This is a genomic window from Sanguibacter massiliensis (genome assembly GCF_900240335.1).
GTDB lineage: Bacteria > Actinomycetota > Actinomycetes > Actinomycetales > Cellulomonadaceae > Flavimobilis > Flavimobilis massiliensis.
Window position 1 is genome coordinate 1312427 of record NZ_LT964979.1, and the last position, 19920, is coordinate 1332346.

General features: G+C 72.4%; 15 protein-coding genes and 1 pseudogene. 10 read left to right on the top strand and 6 right to left on the bottom strand.

What is annotated here, in order from left to right; all coding sequences use genetic code 11:
* Positions 1–123 precede the first annotated feature (123 nt).
* The 4 genes from C1729_RS06175 (at position 124) to pgi (ending at position 6765) form a co-directional block, all read left to right on the top strand.
* Positions 124–1869, top strand: a complete 1746-nt coding sequence (locus C1729_RS06175; RefSeq protein WP_102509161.1) for a DUF885 domain-containing protein — start codon at positions 124–126, stop codon at positions 1867–1869.
* Positions 1870–2229: 360 nt separating this feature from the next.
* Positions 2230–2901, top strand: coding sequence for a nucleoside triphosphate pyrophosphatase (locus C1729_RS06180; RefSeq protein ID WP_102509162.1), 672 nt, complete (start codon positions 2230–2232; stop codon positions 2899–2901).
* A 232-nt stretch (positions 2902–3133) separates the two neighbouring features.
* The gene (locus tag C1729_RS06185; RefSeq protein ID WP_102509163.1) at positions 3134–4909 is read left to right on the top strand and encodes an acetyl/propionyl/methylcrotonyl-CoA carboxylase subunit alpha; all 1776 of its coding nucleotides are present in this window, start codon (positions 3134–3136) and stop codon (positions 4907–4909) included.
* Positions 4910–5082: 173 nt separating this feature from the next.
* Complete coding sequence (pgi, locus tag C1729_RS06190) at positions 5083–6765, top strand: glucose-6-phosphate isomerase (RefSeq protein ID WP_102509164.1); 1683 nt, start codon at positions 5083–5085, stop codon at positions 6763–6765.
* Between the two features lie 311 nt (positions 6766–7076).
* Here pgi and C1729_RS06195 read toward each other — a convergent pair whose 3' ends face one another.
* A complete protein-coding gene (locus tag C1729_RS06195) occupies positions 7077–7565 on the bottom strand; it encodes a hypothetical protein (RefSeq protein WP_102509165.1) in 489 nt (162 codons plus the stop codon).
* Between the two features lie 2 nt (positions 7566–7567).
* Positions 7568–7864 carry a hypothetical protein gene (locus C1729_RS06200; protein ID WP_165375434.1) on the bottom strand — a complete coding sequence of 99 codons (297 nt, stop codon included), beginning with the start codon at positions 7862–7864 and terminating at the stop codon, positions 7568–7570.
* Between the two features lie 319 nt (positions 7865–8183).
* On the opposite strand from C1729_RS06200, the gene C1729_RS14560 reads away from it, so the two are divergent.
* From C1729_RS14560 to C1729_RS06215, 3 genes are read left to right on the top strand one after another with little or no spacing between them, the layout of a single operon-like run.
* The gene (locus C1729_RS14560; RefSeq protein ID WP_102509167.1) at positions 8184–10262 is read left to right on the top strand and encodes an endonuclease/exonuclease/phosphatase family protein; all 2079 of its coding nucleotides are present in this window, start codon (positions 8184–8186) and stop codon (positions 10260–10262) included.
* Positions 10263–10275: 13 nt separating this feature from the next.
* A complete protein-coding gene (locus C1729_RS06210; RefSeq protein ID WP_102509168.1) occupies positions 10276–10824 on the top strand; it encodes a hypothetical protein in 549 nt (182 codons plus the stop codon).
* Between the two features lie 55 nt (positions 10825–10879).
* Positions 10880–11611 carry an HAD hydrolase-like protein gene (locus C1729_RS06215; protein ID WP_242493738.1) on the top strand — a complete coding sequence of 244 codons (732 nt, stop codon included), beginning with the start codon at positions 10880–10882 and terminating at the stop codon, positions 11609–11611.
* A gap of 91 nt (positions 11612–11702) precedes the next feature.
* On the opposite strand, the gene C1729_RS06220 is transcribed toward C1729_RS06215, so the two are convergent.
* Complete coding sequence (locus C1729_RS06220; protein WP_422917641.1) at positions 11703–13151, bottom strand: NAD(P)H-quinone dehydrogenase; 1449 nt, start codon at positions 13149–13151, stop codon at positions 11703–11705.
* 90 nt (positions 13152–13241) lie between these two features.
* Here C1729_RS06220 and C1729_RS06225 point away from each other — a divergent pair, with 90 nt between their 5' ends.
* From C1729_RS06225 to C1729_RS06235, 3 genes and pseudogenes are all read left to right on the top strand, one after another.
* Positions 13242–14069: a purine-nucleoside phosphorylase gene (locus C1729_RS06225; protein WP_102509170.1), complete on the top strand. Its 828-nt coding sequence runs from the start codon at positions 13242–13244 to the stop codon at positions 14067–14069.
* Positions 14069–15823 carry a phospho-sugar mutase gene (locus C1729_RS06230; RefSeq protein ID WP_102509171.1) on the top strand — a complete coding sequence of 585 codons (1755 nt, stop codon included), beginning with the start codon at positions 14069–14071 and terminating at the stop codon, positions 15821–15823. Before C1729_RS06225 ends, C1729_RS06230 begins: the two co-directional genes overlap by 1 nt.
* Positions 15824–15941: 118 nt before the next feature.
* Positions 15942–16127, top strand: a pseudogene (locus C1729_RS06235) (response regulator transcription factor); the annotation flags it as partial.
* A 109-nt stretch (positions 16128–16236) separates the two neighbouring features.
* Here C1729_RS06235 and C1729_RS06240 read toward each other — a convergent pair.
* The 3 genes from C1729_RS06240 to C1729_RS06250 are packed head-to-tail and all read right to left on the bottom strand — an operon-like array spanning position 16237 to position 19681.
* A complete protein-coding gene (locus C1729_RS06240; protein ID WP_102509173.1) occupies positions 16237–18594 on the bottom strand; it encodes a hypothetical protein in 2358 nt (785 codons plus the stop codon).
* Positions 18591–19346 carry an ABC transporter ATP-binding protein gene (locus tag C1729_RS06245; protein WP_102509174.1) on the bottom strand — a complete coding sequence of 252 codons (756 nt, stop codon included), beginning with the start codon at positions 19344–19346 and terminating at the stop codon, positions 18591–18593. Before C1729_RS06245 ends, C1729_RS06240 begins: the two co-directional genes overlap by 4 nt.
* Positions 19346–19681, bottom strand: coding sequence for a peptidase inhibitor family I36 protein (locus C1729_RS06250; RefSeq protein ID WP_165375435.1), 336 nt, complete (start codon positions 19679–19681; stop codon positions 19346–19348). The genes C1729_RS06245 and C1729_RS06250 overlap by 1 nt, the downstream gene beginning before the upstream one ends.
* Between the last annotated feature and the right edge of the window lie 239 nt (positions 19682–19920).

Below are 19920 nucleotides of genomic sequence, written 5' to 3' on the forward strand. Positions count from 1 at the left end.
ATCGTCCGTGACGTCCGGCCCGTCCGGCCTCGGACGAAGGTCCCGTGCGACGTCGACGTTCCGCGGCGGCGACGTGGGACGCCGTCGGTGCGCCGACGACCGCGGACGTCCTAGTGTGCCTCCATGACCACCTCGCACGACGACCCGTCCGTCCCCGCCACCTCGCCCGCGCCAGCACGCGTGTCGACCGCGATCGACGCCCTCGCGGACGCGCACGTGGCGACCGTGTGCCGGCTCGACCCGTTCGTCGCGACGGTCGCGGGCGTGCCCGGGCACGACCACGAGGTACCGGACTGGTCGCCCGCGGGCACCGCTGCGCGTGCCGCTGCCGTGCGGGAGACGCTCGCGGCGCTCGACGGCCTCGACCCGGTCGACGACGTCGACCGGGTGACGGCTGCGGCCATGCGCGAGCGGCTCGGCCTCGAGCTCGAGCTCTTCGAGGCGGGCGAACTGCTCGCGCCGCTCAACAACATCTCGTCGCCCGCGCAGGACCTGCGGGACGTCTTCGACCTCATGCCGACCGCGACGCCCGAGGACTGGGAGACGATCGCGCTCCGCCTGCTCGCGGCACCGGCCGCGCTCGACGGCTACGTCGAGTCGTTACGCGAGGCCGTGCGCACGGGTCCGGTGCCCGCCCGGCACCAGGTGGAGCTCGTCGCCGGCCAGGCACGCGAGCAGGCGGACGCGTCGTCGTCGTTCTTCACGGCGTTCGTCGAGGGCGAGGCGGTCGACGCCGCGCTCGAGGGCTCCGCCGTGTGCGCGGCGCTCCGCCGTGACCTCCTCGAGGGTGCGGCCGGCGTGCGCGCCGCCTATGGTCGCCTCGCCGACGTGCTCACGCACGAAGTGGCACCGCACGCGTCGGACGTCGACGGCGTCGGCGAGGAGCGGTACGCGCTGTGGTCGCGCCACTTCCTCGGCGCGCGCGTCGACCTCCGCGAGACGTACGCGTGGGGCCTCGAGGAGCTCGCGCGGATCGTCGCGGAGCAGGAGGCCGTCGCGGCCGAGATCGGCGGCGCCGGAACGACGGTCGAGCAGGCGATCGAGCTGCTCGACGCCGACCCGGAGTACACGCTCGAGGGCACCGACGCGCTGCGGCGCTGGATGCAGGAGACGTCGGACGCCGCGATCGAGGCGCTCGACGGCACGCACTTCGACATCCCCGCGCCCCTCCACACGCTCGAGTGCCGCATCGCTCCGACGCAGACGGGCGGCATCTACTACACGGGCCCGTCGGCCGACCTCGCGCGACCGGGCGCCATGTGGTGGTCCGTGCCCGCGTCGGTGACGACGTTCTCGACGTGGCGCGAGCTCACGACCGTCTACCACGAGGGCGTCCCCGGCCACCACCTCCAGGTCGGCAGCGCCGTCATGCTGCCGCTCAACGACTGGCGTCGGCTGCTGTGCTGGACGTCGGGCTTCGGCGAGGGCTGGGCGCTCTACGCGGAGCGCCTCATGACGGACCTCGGGTTCGTCGCGACGCCGGGCGACCGTCTCGGCATGCTCGACGCGCAGCGCATGCGTGCGGCGCGCGTCGTCCTCGACATCGGTGTCCACCTCGGCCTGCCGTGCCCCGCGGAGTGGGGCGGCGGCACGTGGGACGCCGACAAGGCGTGGGACTTCCTCCGCACGAACGTCAGCCTCGACGAGGACTCGCTGCGCTTCGAGCTCGACCGTTACCTCGGCTGGCCGGGGCAGGCGCCGTCGTACAAGGTCGGGCAGCGGCTGCTCGAGGAGATGCGGGACGCGGCGCGCGACGCGGCCGCGGAGCGCGGCGAGACGTTCGACCTCCGTGAGTTCCACGCGCGGGTGCTCGCGGTGGGGGCGGTCGGGCTCGACACGTTGCGGGACGCGGTCCTCGCTGCGGGCTGACGGGGGTTCGGGGTCACCGCCGCGGTGCTCGCCGCCCGCGAGCGGCGTGCACGCCGCAGGCTGACGGGGGCGTTCGGTGAGCCGGGCGAGCAAGCGCGGTGCCCCGCCCCCGGGTGTTGGAGGGCACACGTGGCGGGGCACCGCGGTCGAAGCGTGGGCACGGGGTGCCGGAGGGGTACGTGACCCCGCACCCACGCTTGCTCGCGAGGCGACGTCGCTGTCGCCGGGGACCTGTCGGCGTCCGAGGCGCTCACAAGCACCCCGGGGGTTCCCGGCGCATGTCCCTTCCCTTCATCCTCGCCGCGCGGCCGCGCGCTCCCGCGGGACGAACGTCCCCGGTCGCGCGGATACGCTGGGCCCATGACCAGGCTCGTCCTCGCCTCCGCCTCCCCCGCCCGCACCGCGACGCTCGCCGCCGCCGGCATCGACGCGCCCGTGCGCGTATCGGGCGTCGACGAGGACGCCGTCCTCGCCGACGCTGCCGACCGCTTCGGCACGCTCGACCCGGCCGACGCGGTGCTCGTGCTCGCGCAGGCGAAGGCCCTCGCGGTCGCGGAGGACCTCGAGTCGGACGACACGCCCGACGCGCTCGGCACGGACGACGTCATCGTGCTCGGCTGCGACTCGATGCTCGAGATCGACGGCGAGGTCGTCGGCAAGCCGGGCGATGCGGAGACGGCGCACGAGCGCTGGCGACGCATGCGTGGACGGTCGGCGACCCTGCACACGGGGCACTGGCTCGTCGACCTGCGCGGCACGGACGCGGGTGGCTCGGGTGGCACGCTCGGCGCGACGAGCTCGACGGTCGTGCACTTCGCGGACCTCGCGGACGACGAGATCGACGCGTACGTCGCGACGGGCGAGCCGCTCGTCGTCGCGGGAGCGTTCACGATCGACGGTTTCGGCGGGCCGTTCGTCACCGCGGTCGAGGGCGATCCGCACGGGGTCGTCGGCCTGAGCCTGCCGCTCCTGCGGGAGCTGCTCGCGGAGGTCGGCGTGCACGTCCACGACCTGTGGCGGACGCGGGTCTGAGCCGCGCCGCGCCGGTGTCCGACGGCCGCAGGGTGCATGCGCCGTGAGGTGTCGGCGCACCTCGTCGCTTGTCGTTGCGACACAACCGCACACTGGGCGCTTCCCCGGCTGACCCCGCAGGGTTGTGGGTCCTCCACAAACGACCCCGCGCGGGCTTGGACCCCCGTCCAATGTTGTCCCGACACCCGGATGCGCGCCCACGGGCGGGTGCGCGCAGGCGTTACGGTGAGCCGTGCCCGCTCTCACGAAGGTCCTCATCGCCAACCGCGGCGAGATCGCCGTCCGTGTCGCCCGCGCGTGCGCCGACGCCGGCATCGCGTCGGTCGCCGTCTATGCCGACCCCGACCGCGACGCCCTCCACGTCCGGCTCGCCGACGAGGCGTTCGCGCTCGGCGGCGCCCGCGCCGCCGACACCTACCTCGACGTCGCCAAGCTGCTCGACGTTGCACGCCGCTCGGGCGCCGACTCCGTGCACCCCGGCTACGGCTTCCTCGCTGAGAACGCCGCGTTCGCGCAGGCCGTCATCGATGCGGGCCTCACGTGGATTGGTCCGCCGCCCTCAGCGATCGAGTCGCTCGGCGACAAGGTGAGCGCGCGTCACATCGCGCAGCGCGCCGGCGCCCCGCTCGTCCCGGGAACGCCCGACCCCGTGACCTCCGCCGCCGAGGTCGAGGAGTTCGCCCGCACGCACGGCCTGCCCGTCGCGATCAAGGCGGCGTTCGGCGGCGGCGGCCGCGGCCTCAAGGTCGCGCGCACGCACGAGGAGATCCCCGAGCTCTACGAGTCCGCGGTCCGCGAGGCCGTCGCGGCGTTCGGTCGCGGCGAGTGCTTCGTCGAGCGGTTCCTCGACCGGCCACGTCACGTCGAGACGCAGTGCCTCGCCGACGAGCACGGCACCGTCGTCGTCGTCTCGACCCGCGACTGCTCGTTGCAGCGACGCCACCAGAAGCTCGTCGAGGAGGCCCCCGCGCCGTTCCTCACCGAGGCGCAGGAGGCCGAACTCTACGCGGCGTCACAGGCGATCCTCCGCGAGGCGGGCTACGTCGGCGCGGGCACGTGCGAGTTCCTTGTCGGCGTCGACGGCACCCTGTCGTTCCTCGAGGTCAACACGCGGCTCCAGGTCGAGCACCCCGTGACCGAGGAGGTCACGGGCATCGACCTCGTCCGCGAGCAGCTGCGCATCGCCGCGGGCGAGCCGCTCGGCTACGACTCCGTCGAGGTCCGGGGCCACTCGTTCGAGTTCCGTCTCAACGGCGAGGACCCGGCCGCGAACTTCCTCCCCCAGCCCGGCACGATCACGGGTCTGAGCTTCCCGTCCGGGCCAGGCGTGCGCGTCGACTCGGGCGTCATCGCCGGCGACACCGTCTCGGGGCTCTTCGACTCGATGATCGCCAAGCTCATCGTCACGGGCGCGACCCGCGCGGAGGCCGCGCAGCGCGCACGCCGCGCGCTGCGCGAGCTGCAGATCGAGGGCATCCCGACGGTTGTGCCGTTCCACCGCGCGGTCATGGCCGACGAGCGCTACGTGCCCGCCGACCCGGCCACGCCGTTCGAGGTGCACACGCGCTGGATCGAGACGGCCTTCGTCGACACGCTCGCGACGCTCGCCCCCGCGACGCCCGCCGTCGCCGAGGCCGAGACCGCACCGGCGACCGAGCGCGTCGTCGTCGAGGTCGCGGGCAAGCGCCTCGAGGTCGTCATCCCCGCAGGCCTCGCGGGCGGCCGACGCCCCTCGGGGGCAGGCCCGCGCCCGCAGCGGGCCCGCCGTCAGGCGCGTGCTACCTCGGGCACGTCGGGCACGTCGCTGTGCTCCCCCATGCAGGGCACGATCGTCAAGGTCGCCGTCGCCGAGGGCCAGGAGGTCACCGAGGGTGAGCTCGTCGTCGTCCTCGAGGCGATGAAGATGGAGCAGCCGCTCGTCGCCCACCGTGCGGGCGTCGTCACGGGGCTGCAGGCCACCGCCGGTGCGGGCGTGAGCTCCGGCACCGTCATCTGCGAGATCGTCTGACGCGGCCCGTCGTGCGGGGCGACCCGGGTCCCCGGAGCGTCCCGCACGACGACGCGCGTCACGCGCGCCCGCACGCTCAAAGAGCTCGCGCCAGCGTCCGAGAAGTCCCAGCCGCTTCCCGCGTCCGCACCGTACGGTAGGACGGACAGTTTCGAACGAGTCGAGGAGTCCTCGTGCCCACCTCCCCCATCGACGCCACGACGACCGACGCCTGGCGCGCGCTCTCCGAGCACCGCGACGCCTTCCGCGGAGACCTGCGCGGCTGGTTCGCTGCCGACCCGAAGCGCGCCGAGCGCCTCACCCGCACCGCGGGCGACCTTTACGTCGACCTCTCGAAGAACCTCCTCACCGACGAGACGCTCGAGCTCCTCGTGCGACTCGCGGACGAGGTCGGCCTCCGCGGTCGCGTCGACGCGATGTTCGCGGGCGAGCACATCAACACGACCGAGGACCGTGCCGTCCTCCACACCGCGCTCCGCCGCCCGGCCGGCGCCGAGCCTGCGCTCGTCGTCGACGGCCAGGACGTCGACGCTGACGTCCAGGAGGTCCTCGCGCAGGTCGCCGAGTTCGCCGAGAAGGTCCGCACGGGCGAGTGGCGCGGCATCACGGGCGCACCCGTGAAGACCGTCGTCAACATCGGCATCGGCGGCTCCGACCTCGGCCCCGTCATGGCGTACGAGGCCCTCAAGCCGTACGTCGGCGACATCGAGGTGCGCTTCGTCTCGAACATCGACCCGACGGACGTCGCCGAGACGACCGCGGACCTCGATCCGACGACGACCCTCTTCATCGTCGCGTCGAAGACCTTCACGACGCTCGAGACGCTCACGAACGCACGCCTCGCGCGCGAGTGGCTCTGGGAGACGCTCACGGCCGCGGGCGCGATCGACGGCTCCGAGGCGTCGCGCGCCGACGCCGTCGCGCACCACTTCGTCGCCGTCTCGACGGCCCTCGACAAGGTCGAGGCCTTCGGCATCGACCCGACGAACGCGTTCGGGTTCTGGGACTGGGTCGGCGGCCGCTACTCGGTCGACTCGGCGATCGGCCTCGCGCTCGCGATCGCGATCGGCCCCGACGCGTTCGGTGAGCTCCTCGAGGGCTTCCACACGATGGACGAGCACTTCCGGACCACGCCGTTCGAGCAGAACGTGCCCGCGCTCATGGGCCTGCTCAACGTCTGGTACGTGAACTTCCTCGACGCGCACTCGCACGCCGTGCTCCCTTACGCGCAGCACCTCCACCGCTTCGCGGCGTACCTCCAGCAGCTCACCATGGAGTCGAACGGCAAGTCGGTCCGCTGGGACGGCTCGCCCGTGACGAGCCAGACCGGCGAGATCTTCTGGGGCGAGCCCGGCACGAACGGCCAGCACGCGTTCTACCAGCTCATCCACCAGGGCACGCGCCTCGTCCCCGCGGACTTCATCGCGGTTGCGACGCCCGCGCACCCGCTGCGCGACGGCGAGGCCGACGTCCACGAGCTCTTCCTCTCGAACTTCTTCGCGCAGACGAAGGCGCTCGCGTTCGGCAAGACGGCCGACGAGGTGCGCGCGGAGGGCACGCCCGAGGCGATCGTCCCGGCGCGCGTCTTCTCGGGCAACCGTCCGACGACGTCGATCATGGCGCCCGCGCTCACGCCGGCCGTCCTCGGCCAGCTCGTCGCCCTCTACGAGCACATCACGTTCGTCCAGGGGATCGTCTGGGGCATCAACTCGTTCGACCAGTGGGGCGTCGAGCTCGGCAAGAAGCTCGCGATGGAGATCGCCCCGGCGATCTCGGGCGACGACGAGGCACTCGCGGCGCAGGACGCGTCGACGAAGGGCCTCATCGAGTACTACCGGGCCCACCGCACCCGCTGACCCCCCGCCCTCCCCCCCCCCCCCCCCCCCCCCCCCCCCGCCCCCCCCCCCCCCCGGCCCCCCCCGCCCCCCCCCCCCCCCCCACCCCTCCCCGTCCCCGGCCCGCACCCCCCNTTCATCCCCATGCAGACCCGCATGGCGCGTGACGACCTGCTCGTCGAGTACCTGCGGCACACGGGCTCAGGGCTCTTCGCCGTGCCGCCGGGCGTGCCCGCGGACGCGCGACTGTCCCCCGTCGACGGGGCGTACGTGGGCGAGGGTTGCTCAGCTAGGCGCTACGTGTGGCCGACGTCAGGTGAGTGCGCGGGCAATCAGGCCTCTGCCACGTGCTCAGCTGCGTCATCGATGGCGACCGTCAGCGCGACGGCGGCGGGGTACGTGCCGTCGAAGGCATACCGCCCGTCGAGGATTCTGTCGGGTCCGCTCACGCGCACAGTTGCGGACGCGCCGTCTGTCCTCGCTCCGACGAGCGTCCAACCGCCAAGCCGCGCGAGATCGTCGGGCCCGTACGCGAGGTCGCGGAGCAGCTCGACCCAGTCAAGGTGCGGGTCGCCACGCACGATGTCGGGCAGGTCGCCACGGTGGGGGACCGCGCATTCGACGCCTGCCGCGCGGAGCGCGTCGTGCAGAGTGTCGCGCGTACTGCCAGGACTCAGCGCAATTCTGGCACCACAGGCCGACGTGGTGAGGATGCCTTCGACGGTGACAACGAACTCGACAATGACAAACGTCTCCTGGCCACGCTCAAACTCGGAAAGTTCAAAGAGAAGCGCGCCTTGCGCGGAGGGGTCACCACGCATGTTCAGATGTTCAATGCGTTCTTGACGAAGTCAGGGCATGCCGTCATTCCCTCACAGTACGTGGTGACGACACCATAGCCCCGCCGGTCGGACGTGTCGGTCCGGAAGTCCACGCGTGCGAACAGACTCACGGTCCTTACTACACGACACTTGCGGCACCAGAGCGCACCGGTGCACTGGATCTCGTGAACAGGCGTGCGGTACTCCCCGTCGGTACGGGTGCGCACCCCGTCCTGCGATGTCTCCGGATACTGCGTGACGGCCCGCGCCACTCGCCACGTCACGTTGTGCTTCGACACGACCTTCGCATAAACGTTGCTTCGCAGGTTCACGGTCCGCCCCGTGACGTCCCGCCAGGAGTACGCGACCGACGACGCGGAAGCTGACGTGACCGCAGCCTGCGTGAGATCTCCAATCTTGCTCTCCGAGCCCGCACGACGTCCGGACTGCGGCCCCCTTGCACCATCGTCGACAACGTCACCACCACCGAGATCTGGACGTCCGACGATGCTGAACGTCTCGTCCGCCCGGCCAGGCGATCTCAGCTCTCCAGCACAGTTCGACGGTTCCCGGTCGCCCCGAGCCGGGAATGTCGGGGGCCGTCGCTAGGCTCCTGGCATGGTCGACGCACCGACGCGCCCGCTCGCGCGCACCGCCCTGCTCATGCTCGTGACGGCGCTCACGGTCGAGCTCGTGCGCGCGACGGGCCCGATGCTCGACCGCGCGTTCTCCGCCGGGGTGATCGTCGTCGCGCTCACGGCGCTCGGCACGTACGTCGCGCCGGGCCTCGTCACGCTCGCGGTCGCATGGCTGCGGCCCGTCACGGGTCGGACGGTCCTCGCGGGCGTCGTGCTTCTCGCGCTCGCGCGTGTCGCCGTCCAGGCGACGGGCGGCGTCCCCCGGTACTGGCTGACGCTCGGTGCGGCGTCGGTCGCGGTGAGCGTCCTCGCGCTCACGGTGAGCCTCGTCGCGGGTGACGGCGACGGTGATCGGGCCGGATCACGCCGCGCGGCTCTCGCGACCGCGACCGGCGTCGGCGTCGCTGCCGTCGTGAGCGTCGCGCTCGGGACGTGGGACGCGCCCTGGCGTCCGGGGCTCGACGGCTGGCTGCCGACGCTGCTCGTCGCGGGTGCCGCGCTCGGCTGCGCGTGGCGGCTCCGGGACGCCGGTCCGTCGGCGACACCGCGGCGGATGTGGATGCTCGGGCCCTACCTTGCCGTGATGATCATGGTGCTGGGCAACCCGGCCTACCTCTCGTCGCAGCTCGGGATCCCCTTCGATGCGGCGGGGGTCGGCGTCGGGCTCGGGCTCTTCGTCGCGGGCGGGTGGTTCCTGCTTCCCGGGATCGGTGCGGTCGACGCTCGCAGCAGGGGACGCTCGATCGCGTCCGTCGTCATAGCGGTCGCCCTCGTGGTCGCCGCCGTGCTCGTGCTCTTCCCGACGCAGCCCGTCAACGATGTGGTCTCGGACGCCCCCCGCTGGATCGCGATCGTCACGATCCCGGTGCTGTGGTCCGCCACGACGTACGGGCTCTCCGTCGCCTGGTCGGTGCCGCTCGCGCAGCGCGCGCCGGTGCGGGCGGGCCTCCTCCGTGCCGGCAGCGCGACCGCGGTCGGGCTGGGCCTCATCCTGCCGCTCCTCGTCTACCAGCTCGACTACGACGTGCCGCTCGGCTTCCCCAACCAGCTCGTCATCCTCGCGGCCTTCTGCGCCCTGGCCGTGGCCGGCGTGCGTCGCCCGGCCTCGGGCCCAGTCCCGGCCCCGGCCCCGGCCCCGGCCCCGGCGGACCTTCCCGAGGCAGCCGCCCGGACCGCACCCCGCGTCGTGCCGGAGCAGATGCTCTCCGGCGTCGTCGCGATCGTGCTCGTCGGTGTCGTCTCCTTCTACGCCCGCGTCCCTGCCATTGCGCCGGCGATCGACAAGCTGCCGGGCACCGTCCGGATCCTCGACTGGAACCTCCACTACGGCGTCACGCAGGACCCTGGCCTCGGTCTCGGACGCATGGCCGAGGCGATCCGTGGCAGCGGCGCACAGGTCGTCGCGCTCCAGGAGGTGTCACGCGGCTGGGTCATGGGCGGCGGCGCCGACATGCTCACGTACCTCGAGCACGTGACCGGGTTCCGTGCGGTCGCGGCGCCCGCAGCGGACCGGCAGTTCGTCAACGCCCTTCTCATCGACCCCGCGCTGCTCGGCGATGACGGCGAGGTCGGCGCCGAGGAGAGAGTCGTCCGCACGCGCCTCCCGTACGGCGACGGACCGCAGTGGCGCTCCGCGATCACGGCCACCATCGACGTGCCGGGCCCGGACGGCGACGTCGTGCCGCTCGTCATCACGAGCGCGCACCTCCAGCACCGTGAGGAGAACACCCCGACGCGCCTCGCTCAGCTCGACGTCCTCATGGCCGCCGACATCGCCTCGAGCCCCGCCGCGATCATCGCGGGCGACCTCAACTCCGAGCCGGGCTGGGCGGAGATCGACCACGTGACGAGCCGCGGCTTCGTCTCGGGGCAGGACCCCGCTGGTGACCCGTCCCTCCTCACGTTCCCGGCCTGGGACCCCGAGGTCCGCATCGACTGGATCTTCGGCCGTGGCGTAACGTTCACCGACGTGCAGGTCATGCCGGACGACGGTTCCGACCACCGCGGCATCCTCGCGGACATCGACCTTGCCGCCGTCGAGGCGACCGCGAGCGAGTGAGGGAGCGCCCACTATGGACCTCATTCTCACGACGCACGAGCTCGTCGCGCTCGCGCTGCCGAACGGTCTGCCACGGGGCGTCAGCACGCCCGTGCTCGTGCGGGACGACCTCCCCGGTGATGCTCCGGCGAGCGCGGGCGTCGCCCCAGCCGGGGACGTGCTCGTCGTCGACGTCGACCCGCGCGAGGTGCCGGGGCTGCCAGGCGCGGCGCGTCTCGCGGCCCGTGCGGCCGGCACCGTGACGGTCAGGGTGCGGATCGTCGAGGTGACGTCGGGGCATGTCCGGTGCGACGTCGCGGCCGCCGCGCGCGGGCTGCCCGCGCACCGGCTCGTCGGGCTCGTGCGCGGGCCGGTCGAGGCCGCGCTGCAGCGGCGTCTCGTCGCGCGGGGCATCGCGTCGGACGCGGTCCGTCTCGTGCCCGACGGCGACCGGCTCGAGGTGATCGCCGACACCGCGGCGCTCCTCGCGCCTGCCCCTCTGCCGGCACACCTGCGCGGCCTGCGGGTCACGGACCTGCGTCTCGCGGACGGTCGCGCCCGCCTGAGCATCACGCTTCCCTGAGGCGACCGGGCCGGACGTGACCGTCGTCCTCGGTGCCCCGGGAGACACTGGTCGCGTGACCTTCTCCGACCGTTCCCTCGTCCTCCTCGACCTCGACGGCACGCTCATGAACTCGGCCCCGGGCATCATCTCCTCGGTGGTCCACGCCTTCGAGACCCACGACCTTCCGGTGCCGTCGCCCGACGACCTGCGCCGCTTCGTCGGCCCACCCATCGGCGAGTCGTTCGCCCGCCACGGCTTCGCACCCGCCGACGTGCCGGACGCGATCCGCACGTATCGCGCGCACTTCGTCCCGCACGGCATGTGGATGAACTCGGTGTTTGACGGCATCCCCGAGGTGCTCGGTGCGCTGCAGGCGTCGGGCCGTCGTCTTGCGGTCGCGACGTCGAAGCCGCAGGTCTACGCGCGGCAGCTCACGGAGCGGTTCGGGCTCGACCCGTTCCTCGAGGGTGTCTTCGGCGCGACGCTCGAGGAAGCGGTCACCGGCGTGCCCGCGAACGGTCCGGTGCGATCGTCGAAGGCGGACGTCATCGGGTACGCGCTTGCCGAACTGGGCGTCGACCCGGCGACGGCCGGTGCGACGACGGTCATGGTCGGTGACCGTTCGTACGACGTCGAGGGCGCGGCCGAGCACGGCATCGACACGATCGGCGTGGCATGGGGCTGCGCGGACGAGGGCGAGCTGGAGCGCGCAGGCGCGTCGGCCGTGTCCTCGTCCCCGGAAGAGCTTCTCAGTCTCCTCGCCCCCACTCTCGCCCCGTCTCCGACCCCGTCCCCCCGCCCGTAGCGGAGACCGCGAGATAGCGCTCTCGCGGCGAGATAGCGCGCGTCGCGCGCTATCTCGCCCGGGGAGCGCTATCTCGAGGACAGGAAGCGCGTCAGTCGAGCGTGCGGCGGTGGCCCATGCGGGCCACCTCCGCGATCGACCCCGACAGCGACGGATAGACGGTGAACGCCTCCGCGACGTCGTCGACCGTGAGCCGGTGCTGCACCGCGAGCGTGATGGGGAAGATGAGCTCGCTCGCGCGGGGCGCCACGACGACGCCACCGAGGACGACGCCCGCGTCAGGATGGTGGAAGAGCTTGACGAAGCCGTGGCGCATGCCGAGCATCTTGGCGCGCGCGTTGCGCGCGAGCGGCAGCATCGTCACCGCGTACTTCGACCCGCGCTCCTGAAGCGCCGTCTCTGAGTAGCCGACGGTCGCGATCTCGGGCGTCGTGAAGATGTTCGCGGCGACCGTGCGCAGGCGGATCGGCACGACGGCGTCGCCGAGCGCGTGTGACATCGCGATGCGCCCCTGCTGCGCGGCGACGGACGCGAGCGGCAGGACGCCCGTGACGTCACCGGCCGCGTAGACGCCGCGCACCGACGTGCGCGAGACGCGGTCGACCTCGACGTGCCCCGAGCCCGAGAGCTTGACGCCGATCTCCTCGAGGCCGAGGCCCGCGGTCGACGGGATCGAGCCGACGGCCATGAGCACGTGCGAGCCCTCGACGACGCGCCCGTCGGCGAGCGTCACCTCGACGTGCTCGTCGTCCCCGGACCCGACGACGCGCGCGGACTCGGCCCGCGAGCGCGACATCACGGTCATGCCGCGGTCGCGGAAGACCTCCTCGATGAGGTTCGCGGCGTCGGCGTCCTCGCCGGGCAGGACGCGGTCGCGCGAGGAGACGAGCGTCACGGGCACGCCGAGCGCGTTGTAGGCCCCCGCAAACTCGGCGCCGGTGACGCCCGAGCCGACGACGACGAGGTGCGTGGGCAGCTCGGTGAGCTCGTAGAGCTGCGTCCACGTGAAGATGCGTCGGCCGTCGGGCTTCGCGTCGGGCAGCTCGCGCGGGGTCGCGCCGACGGCGACGAGGACGACGTCCGCGTCGTACGGCGTGACGGTGCCGTCGTCGGACGTCACCTCGACCCGCGACGCCGACACGAGCCGTCCCGTTCCGGTGACGAGCCTCACACCCTCACGCTCGAGGCGCGTGCGGATGTCGGTCGACTGCGCGAGCGCGAGCTCGCGCACGCGCGCGTTGACGCGGCCAAGGTCGACGCGTGCGCGGAGGTTTCCGGGCTCGGCCTCCTCACCCTCGGGGGCGAGCGAGATGCCGAGCTCGGTCGCTCGCTCGGCGATCGTCATCCAGTCGGACGTCGCGATGAGCGTCTTCGACGGGACGACGTCGGTGAGGACGGCGGACCCGCCGAGGCCGCGGCGCTCGACGAGCGTGACGTCGGCGCCGAGGCGCCGCGCGACGAGAGCGGCCTCGTAGCCGCCGGGGCCACCGCCGACGATCGTCACGGTCGTGGCCTGGAGGTGCTGCTGATCGTTTGTCACGGCGACCATCGTGCCACCATGCGGACACCAGGACGAGCCCGTGCGAGAAGAGCAGGCCGGATGGTGGGGGTGACGGCTTAGCCTGGGGGCATGACGACTCTCTCGATCGACGACCCCACGAGCGACCCTCTCGACGTCGCGGCGGCCGCCGCGGCCGTCATCGCCGAGCGCACGGGCGTGGCCCGCCACGACGTTGCACTCGTCCTGGGCTCCGGGTGGGGCGGCGCGGCCGACCTCCTCGGCGAGACCGTCGCCGAGATCCCCTCGGCGGAGATCCCCGGCTTCACCGCCCCCGCGGTCGCGGGCCACGGTGCTTCCATCCGTTCGATCCGTGTCGAGGCGACGGGCAAGCACGCGCTCGTCCTCGGCTCGCGCACCCACTACTACGAGGGCAAGGGCGTGCGCCGCGTCGCGCACGGGATGCGCACCGCTGCCGCTGCGGGCTGTTCGACGGTCATCCTCACGAACGGCTGCGGCGGGCTCAACCTCGCATGGGGCCCGGGCACGCCAGTCCTCATCTCGGACCACATCAACCTCACGGGGGCGTCCCCCATCGAGGGCGCGAACTTCGTCGACCTCACTGACCTCTACTCCTCGCGCCTGCGTGACCTTGCGCGCGAGGTCGACAGCACGCTCGACGAGGGCGTCTACGTGCAGTTCCGCGGCCCTCACTACGAGACGCCGGCGGAGGTGAAGATGGCCGGCATCATGGGTGGCTCGCTCGTCGGCATGTCGACGACGCTCGAGGCGATCGCCGCCCGGCAGGCGGGCCTCGAGATCCTCGGGATCTCGCTCGTCACGAACCTTGCGGCGGGCATCTCGCCGACGCCGCTCTCGCACGCCGAGGTCATCGAGGCCGGTCAGGCGGCCGGACCGCGGATCTCCGCGCTCCTCGCGAACATCGTCGGGAGGATCTGATGGCAGTCTCCGCCGAACTCCGCGCACAGGTCGAAGCGTGGATCGACGACGACCCGGACGCGGCGACGCGCGGTGAGCTCGAGATGCTCCTCGAGCGGGCCTCGCAGGACGACGCCGAGGCCGCGGTCTTCGCGGCCGAGCTGGCCGACGCGTTCAGCGGGCTGCTGCAGTTTGGCACGGCCGGCCTGCGCGGGCGGATGGCGGGTGGCCCGGCGCGCATGAACCGTGCGGTCGTCATCCGGGCGGCGGCCGGCCTCGCGGCGTACCTGCTCGAAGCGCGTGCGGGCGCCCGCCCGTCAGTCGTCATCGGCTACGACGCGCGCCACAACTCGAGGACGTTCGCGCTCGACACGGCGGCCGTCATGACGGCCGCGGGCGTCGACGCGAAGATCATGCCGCGCGCCCTGCCGACGCCGGTCCTCGCGTACGCGGTGCGGCACCTCGGCACGGACGCGGGCGTCATGGTGACGGCGAGCCACAACCCGCCGCAGGACAACGGCTACAAGGTGTACCTCGGCGGCGAGGTCGTCACGGACGCGGGCCAGGGCGCGCAGATCGTGCCGCCGTACGACGGGCTCATCGCGGCGAAGATCGCCGCGATCGAGTCGGTCGCGTCGGTGCCGCGCGCGGACGACGGCTGGGAGACGCTCGGCGAGGAGATCCACCTCGCGTACCGCGAGTCCGTCGGGCGCCTCGCGTTCCCCGAGGGTGCGACGTACCCGCGCGACCTGCGCGTCGTCTACACGCCGCTGCACGGCGTGGGCGCGGAGACGGCGCTCACGACGCTCGCGGGGGCCGGCTACGGCGACGTCTTCGGCGTCGAGCAGCAGCTCGAGCCGGACCCTGACTTCCCGACTGTCGCGTTCCCCAACCCGGAGGAGCCCGGCGCGATCGATCTCGCGATCGAGCTCGCCCGCAAGGTGGGTGCGGACCTCGTCGTCGCGAACGACCCGGACGCGGACCGTTGCGCGGCAGCGGTCCTCGACCCGCGCCGTGCGGACGAGGACTCCGACGGCTGGCGCATGCTCCACGGGGACGAGGTCGGTGCGTTGCTCGGTGCTGCCCTCGCGGAGAACGCGTCGCGGCTGCGCATCGTGCCGAGCGCCCTGACGTTCGCGAACTCGATCGTCTCGTCGCGCCTGCTCGGCCGGATCGCGGCCAAGCACGGCTTCACGTACGCGTCGACGCTCACGGGCTTCAAGTGGATCTCGCGTGCCGAGGGGCTCGTCTTCGGCTACGAGGAGGCGCTCGGGTACTGCGTCGACCCGGGTCAGGTCCGTGACAAGGACGGGATCTCGGCGGCGCTCGTGCTCGTGCAGCTCGCCGACCGGCTCAAGGCCGAGGGGCGCACGCTGCTCGACCTGCTCGACGATCTTGCGCGCGAGCACGGCCTGCACCTGTCGTCGCAGCTCTCGGGACGCTTCAGCGACCTCTCGCTCATCCCGGTGACGATGGAGCGGCTGCGCTCGGCTCCCCCGGCGACGCTCGCGGGGTCGCCCGTCGTGAGGGTCGAGGATCTCTCCGAGGGGCTCGACGGGCTGCCGCCAACCGACGGGCTGCGGTTGTACGCCGCGGACTCGACGCGCGTCGTCGTGCGTCCGTCGGGCACGGAGCCCAAGGTGAAGTGCTACCTCGAAGCGGTGTTACCGGTCGAGTCGGACGCGTCGTACGAGGCGATCTCGCGGGCGCGGATCGAGGCGCACGCGCACCTCGAGATCGTCACGAGCGAGCTGCGCGAGCTGCTCGGGCTCTGACGCGCACGCGCGAGGCGCCCGTGACCGGCCTCGGCCGGTCACGGGCGCTTCGTCGGGGCGCGCCGATGAGGGTCCGGACCGGGCGGCCGCGCAGCGCGCGCTCACGACGCTCACGTCGCGGCAGCGTGAGATCGCGGTCGCGGTCCACGCAGGGCGGACGAACCCGGAGACCGCCGAGGCCTCGTTCACATCGCCGTCGACCGTGAAGTCGCACCTCTCGGACATCCTCACGAAGCTCGGTCTCGCGGGCCGGCACGACCTCATGCTGCTCGTCGAACGGGCGGGCGGCGTCCCGGGCGAGTGATGTCTTCAGGCCGCGGAGAAGCTGACCCGCCCCGGAGACGCAGCCTCGCCCCGGAGACGTCGTCACGCGTCGGCGCCCGACGGGCAGATGCCCTCCCGCTCCCCGCCGATCAGTTCTCGACGGGTGCTGTACCGACCTGACGGACCGCGACGACGACGACACCGGCGACGAGCACACCCGTCCCGACGAGGTACGCCAGCAGCGGCACGACCGGCACGACACCGTCGAAGCCCAGCCTCGCGAGCCCCGCAAGGGTTGCGCCGACGGACAGCAACGTCCCGAGGACGGCGCCGGCCATGAGCGCCACGACGATCTCGCTCGCGAGGCTGGTCGCGACCCAGGTCCTGGGGACGCCAAGGGCACTGAGGCTCGACGCCTGCGATCGCAGGGACGCGACCCGCCCCCGTGCAGCGCCGACGAGGAGGGCTACCGCCAGCAGCGCGATCCCGGTGACGATCGCAGCCGCGGCGGGTTCCATGCTGTACGGGTCGTCAGGGCGATAGGTCCTCACGAGGTTCTGGTCGAGCCCCGCGTCGGAGAGCGCCTGAGGGATCCTCGCCTGGGCGTGGGCGTCGAGACCGGTGTAGACGATGCTTCCCTCTCCCGCCGAACCGCCGGCGGACGTCACCGCGCCCGTGAGCACGAACCCCTCGTAGTCGCGCGCCCAGCGTTCGTCGACGTGCCGAGCAATGCTCGCAGCCAGTGGCACTGTGCTCCGGTCCTCGCGCACGAGGCGAGGACCACGGTCCGGCCCTCCCCAGAGCACCCCGCCAGCCTCAAGGACTGAGCGTGCGTCCGCGTCGACCTGGGTCGCGAGGAGGAGCTCGAGGTCTTCGACGGACTCGAGGACCGCGACGGGACCCAGCGCGTCGTCGGTCCCGGTCAGCACGCCCGAGTCGGCGTCGAAGGCGACGTGGACGACGATGCGTCGCCCGGCACCGACGTCGTTGCGGAGAACGTCGTCGACCATCGCGTCGACCCGCGCGTCGCCGGGGTAGTAGAGGACCTGCCCCTGCGAGGGTGCGGTCCGTGCTGCGGCGTTGTCGGCGTCGACCTGGGTGGCGACGAGCGTGAGCAGCGCGGTCGCAGGTGCGACCGCGACGAGCGAGGACGCCAGGACGATGGCCGCGGGGCCGCGCGTGCGTCGGACCCTCCGCAGCGCGAGACGTGCGGCGCTCGGCGCCGACCAGGGCCGCGAGACGAGGACGCGGACGATCTCCGGCGCGACGAGGCCGAGCGCCGCCGTCCCGAGGATCACCGCGAACAGGACCCCGACGAGGTCCATGGGGGTCAGAAGGACAAGCACGGCGAGTCCGGCGAGGATGATCGCACCGAGGTGGCGTGCCGTGGTGCGAGGCGGTTCCGTACGTGCCGGACGGGGGGCCCGACCCGCCCCACGGATGTCGACGAGCGCGACGAGCGCGACGAGCGCGACGACGACGCCCGCGGAGCGCATGGCCGGCTCGCCGGGCGCCACCAGGACAGGGACGTCGTGACCGAGGACCCGGGTCACGATCGGGCTCGCGATCACGCCGAGACCCGCACCGAGGACCGACGCGAGGACGACGGCTGCGGTGATGCCCACCGCGTCGGCCAGGTGGACCGCCGCGGCGGCAGGTCGCGGTCTCATGCCCTGCCCGACGAGCAGACCCACGCGCCGACGGCGTACCGGCGCGCGCAGACCGAGCACCAGGGCTGTGACGACCAGGAGCAGGACCGTCGCGGGATACCGGTAGACGAGAGGGCTGCCCGCCGTCACCGACGCCGTCTCGACGACGGTGTGCACCTGGGCCTCGCGCCCGTCGTCCTGGGAGGACGTCGACCGCGCGAGGGTCTCGGCCGTGAGGAGGTCGGAGTAGACGACCATCGTGGCAGTGAGCCTGGGGTATCGGGCGGCGACCTCTGGCCACCCGAAGGCGTCCCAGGTCCCGGGCGCCAGGAGCACGACGTGACCGTCACGGACCCAGTGGTTCTCGACGATACCGACGATCTGCGCGCGTCGGGGGAGCATGCCGTCCGGCAGACTCTCTCCCAGCCCCAGCCCCATCGCACGGGAGACTGCGATCTCACCCGGTTCCGTGGGGCTCCTGCCGTCCGTGACCCGCCAGCCGAGGTCGCCCGCGCCGCACCCGTGGAGCTCGAAGGCTGCGATCGTCTCAGTCGCACGTCCGGGCCGGGGCATGAGGGTCCCGAGCTCCACGCACGCCGCCGGATCGGAGGTACGAGCAGAGGCGAGCGTCGCTGCGACGTCCTCTCCGGGGGTGTCGATGCTGACGGCGCCAAGCAGTGCTGCAGCCTCGCGACCGGCCGTCTCGGTCGTCAGCCGCCCCTCGAGCGGCATCGTGATGCGTTCGACGACGGAGTGGAGCAGGACGATCACAGCGACGACGGCGACGACGGGGACGAGCCAGGCGAGGCCGCCCCGCGGGCGTGCCAGGCGGCGCGCGGTCCGGACGACGAGCCTCATCCGTGAGCCTCGGCGAGCGCATCAGGTCCCACGGACCTGGACGGGGACTCCTCGTCGCGGACGACGACCCCGTCACGCATCGTGACGATCCTGGTCGCCCAGTGCGCGACCTCGGGGTCGTGGGACGCCGCGACGACCGTCGTCCCGTCGGCCGCGAGCTCAGCCAGGAGCTGGTAGATCGATCGCGACGTCTCACTGTCCAGCGCGCCTGTCGCCTCGTCCGCAAGGATGAGCCGACGGCCACCGACGAGGGCCCGTGCGACACCCACCCGCTGGCGCTGTCCTCCGGAGAGCTCGTCCGGATAGCGTCGCCCGAGCCCGTCCAGCCCCACGGTGGCCAGCGCCGCGAGCGACGTGCGCTCGGCCTCGGCGACGCGACGTCCGGCAACCTCGAGCGGAAGCATGACGTTCTCCACCGCCGTGAGTTCCGGCAGGAGGCGATGCTCCTGGAACACGTAGCCCGTCGTAGCCAGGCGGTGGGCCGCCCGCTCCGCGTCGGTGAGGTCGTCGAGCACGACCCCGCAGACCTCGACGGAACCTGAGTCAGGACGGTCGAGACCAGCAAGAAGATTGAGGAGCGTCGACTTCCCGCATCCGCTGGGACCCATGAGGCAGACGAACTCACCCTCGTGGACGGACAGGGTGACCCCACCGACCGCGACGACCCGCTCCGCCTGGGACGAGTAAATCTTGTCGACCCCAGTCGCTCGGACGACGACGTCGCGCGTCCGCGCGGCCACCCTGTCACCCATCAGCAGGCGCCGTTGCCGGCCCAGGACGACATCGTGTCGCTCTGGGTGAAGACGTTCATCTTGGCGTTCTCGCGCTTGGCGCTCATCGTGTAGCAGGTGCCCGTGCCGTTACGCCCCTTGTACCAGCGCCCGTTGTCCGACCGCCGGTTCTCCCAGGACGAGACCTGGTCCTCTGCGGAGGTCGAGAGGTTCGTGAGCGAGAAGCTCGTCCCGCGCCAGCCCAGACCGCCGTCGAAGTTCCAGTTCTTGTAGACGCAGATCCTGCCAGAGGCGCAGTAGTCGGGGTTGCCTGCTCCGGCGACCCCCGGCGTTGCAGCGACGACCAGACCGATCATCGCGGCAGCCACCACAGATTTCAGACGTCGAGTGTTCACAATCACTTCCCTGCGTGTGCACCTGACCATCGACCCACGACGGCCGACGGCCGACGGCCGACGGCCAAACCACACCAGAGTGCAGGGACGTTGTCAAACATGCAGAACGCGCAGGAAGGCAGAAACACGTGTTCTCATAGAAGAGCGCTGCGACCGACGGCCGTTTCTATCTCGACATTCAAGACTCGCTCCGGGCACGC

Coding starts and splice junctions, on each gene's coding strand:
- C1729_RS06175 (WP_102509161.1), top strand. CDS start 124: ATGACCACCTCGCACGACGACCCGTCCGTCCCCGCCACCTCGCCCGCG.
- C1729_RS06180 (WP_102509162.1), top strand. CDS start 2,230: ATGACCAGGCTCGTCCTCGCCTCCGCCTCCCCCGCCCGCACCGCGACG.
- C1729_RS06195 (WP_102509165.1), bottom strand. CDS start 7,565: ATGCGTGGTGACCCCTCCGCGCAAGGCGCGCTTCTCTTTGAACTTTCC.
- C1729_RS14560 (WP_102509167.1), top strand. CDS start 8,184: ATGGTCGACGCACCGACGCGCCCGCTCGCGCGCACCGCCCTGCTCATG.
- C1729_RS06210 (WP_102509168.1), top strand. CDS start 10,276: ATGGACCTCATTCTCACGACGCACGAGCTCGTCGCGCTCGCGCTGCCG.
- C1729_RS06225 (WP_102509170.1), top strand. CDS start 13,242: ATGACGACTCTCTCGATCGACGACCCCACGAGCGACCCTCTCGACGTC.
- C1729_RS06230 (WP_102509171.1), top strand. CDS start 14,069: ATGGCAGTCTCCGCCGAACTCCGCGCACAGGTCGAAGCGTGGATCGAC.
- C1729_RS06240 (WP_102509173.1), bottom strand. CDS start 18,594: ATGAGGCTCGTCGTCCGGACCGCGCGCCGCCTGGCACGCCCGCGGGGC.
- C1729_RS06245 (WP_102509174.1), bottom strand. CDS start 19,346: ATGGGTGACAGGGTGGCCGCGCGGACGCGCGACGTCGTCGTCCGAGCG.
- C1729_RS06250 (WP_165375435.1), bottom strand. CDS start 19,681: ATGATCGGTCTGGTCGTCGCTGCAACGCCGGGGGTCGCCGGAGCAGGC.